A 3,224-nucleotide genomic window follows, 5' to 3' on the forward strand; every position below is an offset into this window, starting at 1 on the left:
AGGCCGATCACGAATGAATAATCATCCAGCGACACACCATCTTTTTCTATAATGAGTGTCTGATCATCTGTTTGGGTATTCATCGTGGCTGTTACTCCCCTATCCTCTGCTGACCAATCCTCTGGCGCACAACAATATCCCGATGCCTTGGGTCGCTTTGGTCCCTATGGAGGGAAGTATGTCCCCGAAACCCTGATGCCCGCCCTAGCAGAACTGGAATCTGCCCTAGCCCAATACCGCAACGATCCAGAGTTTCAAGCTGAACTCAGCCAACTGCTGAAAGACTATGTAGGTCGGCCTAGTCCCCTTTACTTTGCAGAGCGGATTACCGCCCACTATGCCCGTCCCGATGGCAGTGGTCCCCAGATCTATTTAAAGCGAGAAGACCTTAACCATACGGGAGCTCACAAAATTAACAATGCCCTCGCCCAAGCCTTACTCGCCAAGCGCATGGGCAAACAGCGGATTATTGCCGAAACGGGTGCTGGACAGCATGGGGTAGCGACGGCAACCGTCTGTGCCCGCTTTGGCTTTGACTGCGTCATTTATATGGGGGTCCAGGATATGGAGCGTCAAGCCCTCAATGTCTTTCGGATGCGGCTGTTGGGGGCAGAAGTTCATCCCGTAGAAGCAGGAACAGGGACCCTTAAGGATGCCACCTCTGAAGCGATTCGCGACTGGGTGACCAACGTAGAAACCACCCACTATATTTTGGGTTCTGTGGCTGGTCCTCACCCTTATCCAATGATGGTGCGAGATTTCCATGCCGTGATTGGCCAAGAGACTCGCCAGCAATGCCAAGAGCAATGGAATGGTACCCCCGATATCTTGCTCGCCTGCGTGGGGGGTGGCTCGAACGCCATGGGCCTATTCCATGAGTTTGTGCCTGATACTCAAATCCGCATGATTGGTGTGGAGGCCGCTGGCGCTGGCGTCAATACCGATAAACATGCGGCTACGCTCACCCAAGGAGAAGCCGGAGTGCTGCATGGGGCCATGAGCTATTTGCTGCAAGACGAAGATGGTCAGGTGTTAGAAGCCCATTCCATTAGTGCAGGACTGGATTATCCCGGTGTTGGACCAGAGCATAGTTTCCTTAAGGATAGTGGTCGCTGTGAGTATTACAGTGTCACTGATACGGAGGCGGTTGCGGCTTTTCAGCGGCTGACGGAATTGGAAGGGATTATTCCGGCTTTAGAAACGAGTCATGCGATCGCATATCTAGAAACCCTCTGTCCTCAACTAGAAGGCAGTCCCCGAATTGTCATTTCCTGCTCGGGCCGGGGGGATAAAGATGTCCAAACCGTGGCTAAGTTTTTAGAGCAGCAATCTCCCCAGTAGGCTGGCCTGCAAGAGAAGCATCGATATTGCAAGAGAAGCATCGATATCGCAACAACAAAAGTTAATAAAGGGTTAAAATCAGGTTGCGGTTCATTTATAAGGCTTCAACTCCATGCCCTTCGTCGTTTTGGGAGTGGTGAGTTTCCTGTCCTGGTTTATCAGTATGGTGGCGGGCGGCGGTAGCCCCCTGATGCTGATTCCGCTGGTCAGTTTTATGTACGGTGCCCAGGCGGTTGCTCCCGTGATTACAACGGGGATGTTGTTAGGAAATATCCAGCGACTCTTTTATTTTTGGGAAGATATTGAGTGGGAAGTGACCCTATGGCAACTGCCGGGGGTGATTGTTGGCTCAATCCTGGGGGCCTTTACCCTTAACTACATCAATTTAGAAGGACTGCAGCTCGTCATCGGCATCTCTTTATTGCTGATGGTGGCGAACTACTGGTTCGGCAAGGGGGAAAGTACCTTTACCCTCAAGACCTGGCAATTTTTGCCCTTAGGATTCGGCAATTCCTTTGCTTCCGGTTTAATTGGGAGTACTGGACCGATTATGAACCCGGCCTATATTAATTATGGGCTTTTAAAGGAAGCGATGGTGGCCACCAAAGCGGCCAATATTATTTTGGCTCATGTGATTAAGCTGTGCGCTTATGCATCCTTAGGCAACCTCAACAGAGAATACGTGATCTATGGTGTGGTAATTGGGGCGGCTGCCTTTCCTGCCAACTGGCTAGGGCAATGGGTCCTCAGCAAAATGAGCAATGACCTATTTAAACAAGTCACGTTTATCTTTATTGCTGTCAGTGGTGTGCTGATGTTGTGGGAACAACGCCAGTTATTGATGGGTTGGTAGCTTTTAAGTGTCAAACCCTGAATCAAGTCATGGTCCTCACACAATCAATCAGCCGGAAAGAGGTATTAGAGACAACAGTCTGCATTCGCTGGAGATCGATCACGCTCACTGATTTAGAATATTGCAGTTAGCAGCCTGGAATATGACGATCCATCCACCCTTACCTGGTTTAGAGATTCGGTTGACCTCCTACTCCGAGAGCACCAGCGATATTTTCTGGATTCGGCAGCAGGTTTTTCATCTGGAGCAAAAGATTGATCCGGGTTTGGATATGGACGGCGAAGATGACTCAGCTGAGCACTTTATTGCCTATTGGCAGCAACAGCCTGTCGGCATTGCACGGTTAAGAGCCTATGGGGATGGAACCCAAGCCAAAATTGAACGTGTAGCGGTGTTGAAAGCGTTTCGAGGGCGGGGGATTGGCACTGCGATCGCAACCGCCGTACTTACCCATGCTCAGCAACAAGGATTTACCAGCGCCCTTCTCTATGCCCAGGCACCATCAGCCTCCTTTTATGAGCCATTTGGCTTTCAACGCCGAGGAGAGCCTTTTATCCAAGCTGATCTCCCTCATATTGCGATGGTCAAGGAGTTAAATCGCACGCCTGACTGATGCGGGTGTCACTCAAAGAGAGCTTAAAAAGCTTGTTTAACAAGAGGTACAACCCATTTAATCGCACCACCCTCAACGGATAGGGCCACTGAAGTAGTGCGTTTACCCTATCGCACTCCACCACACGTAGTAGACAGGGATGTTTACCCTGAGAGTCGGTGCAATTACTTTCTGTCAGTTTTTAATTTTAACAAAGAAATCAAACATTGATTGCGCTCAAGAATTGGTTGCTCGCTATTGTCTAAATCAGATGATAGAGCTGCTTATGAAACAGAAAAGAGCTAATGGTTTCTACTATATTTTCAATGCGAAGTTCTGACTCTAGTTTCCCCTAAATGTTGAGTGCCCAAAAAGGTTCAGGCTCTGATCCGAAGCAACCATACCTATAAATCGATGACTTAAGCAGCGAGTGGATCG

The 3,224-nt window shown here is 49.4% G+C and carries 3 protein-coding genes; all 3 read left to right on the plus strand.

Features of this window, described 5'->3' with window-relative positions; all coding sequences use genetic code 11:
* Positions 1 to 84: 84 nt before the first annotated feature.
* The 3 genes from trpB (at position 85) to Q0986_RS13810 (ending at position 2,807) form a co-directional block, all read left to right on the plus strand.
* On the plus strand, positions 85 to 1,341 hold the full coding sequence (gene trpB, locus Q0986_RS13800) for a tryptophan synthase subunit beta (protein WP_299411235.1): 1,257 nt from the start codon (positions 85 to 87) through the stop codon (positions 1,339 to 1,341).
* Between the two features lie 112 nt (positions 1,342 to 1,453).
* Positions 1,454 to 2,194 carry a sulfite exporter TauE/SafE family protein gene (locus Q0986_RS13805; RefSeq protein WP_299411236.1) on the plus strand — a complete coding sequence of 247 codons (741 nt, stop codon included), beginning with the start codon at positions 1,454 to 1,456 and terminating at the stop codon, positions 2,192 to 2,194.
* A 142-nt stretch (positions 2,195 to 2,336) separates the two neighbouring features.
* Complete coding sequence (locus Q0986_RS13810; protein WP_299411238.1) at positions 2,337 to 2,807, plus strand: GNAT family N-acetyltransferase; 471 nt, start codon at positions 2,337 to 2,339, stop codon at positions 2,805 to 2,807.
* Positions 2,808 to 3,224: the final 417 nt, after the last annotated feature.

The sequence above is a fragment of the Acaryochloris sp. IP29b_bin.148 genome (assembly GCF_028285565.1).
In the GTDB taxonomy this organism is placed as follows: Bacteria; Cyanobacteriota; Cyanobacteriia; order Thermosynechococcales; family Thermosynechococcaceae; genus Acaryochloris.

Coding starts and splice junctions, on each gene's coding strand:
- Q0986_RS13805 (WP_299411236.1), top strand. CDS start 1,454: ATGCCCTTCGTCGTTTTGGGAGTGGTGAGTTTCCTGTCCTGGTTTATC.
- Q0986_RS13810 (WP_299411238.1), top strand. CDS start 2,337: ATGACGATCCATCCACCCTTACCTGGTTTAGAGATTCGGTTGACCTCC.